The sequence below is a fragment of the Nocardioides sp. CPCC 206348 genome, from assembly GCF_048654705.1.
GTDB lineage: Bacteria > Actinomycetota > Actinomycetes > Propionibacteriales > Nocardioidaceae > Nocardioides.
Window position 1 is genome coordinate 3,596 of record NZ_JBMCZA010000136.1, and the last position, 365, is coordinate 3,960.

The window sequence follows — 365 nt, forward strand, 5'->3', positions numbered from 1 at the left end:
TCGCGTTCTCCCTCGACGAGACCGTGATGGGCTTCGCGTTCCCCAGGGAGGAGCGGGCAGCGCTGGTCGCCGGCGACCCCGAGAAGTTCCAGATGCCGTCGGAGTCCGACCTCCGCTTCCACTGGGTGCACGCGAACCTCCCGGCGCTGGACCCGATCGAGGCGCGGGAGCTCGTGGTGGATGCCTGGCGGATGGTGGTGCCGAAGAAGGTCGCCCGGGCCTACGACCTCACCCACCCCGACGGACCCGGCGAGCCCCCGGATTCGTAGACACGTCCACTAGCCTCGAGGGGACCGGAACATTCGCGTTCCTCCGAAGGAGTCCTTGTGAACGTCGTCGTCTGGATCGTCTCGGGCCTGCTGGCC

The 365-nt window shown here is 68.5% G+C and carries 1 protein-coding gene; it reads left to right on the forward strand.

Annotation, left to right across the window (positions count from 1 at the left end; genetic code table 11):
* On the forward strand, window positions 1-269 hold a 269-nt coding region (locus tag ACOADB_RS08725; RefSeq protein ID WP_378597568.1), incomplete at its 5' end, for a hypothetical protein.
* Window positions 270-365: the final 96 nt, after the last annotated feature.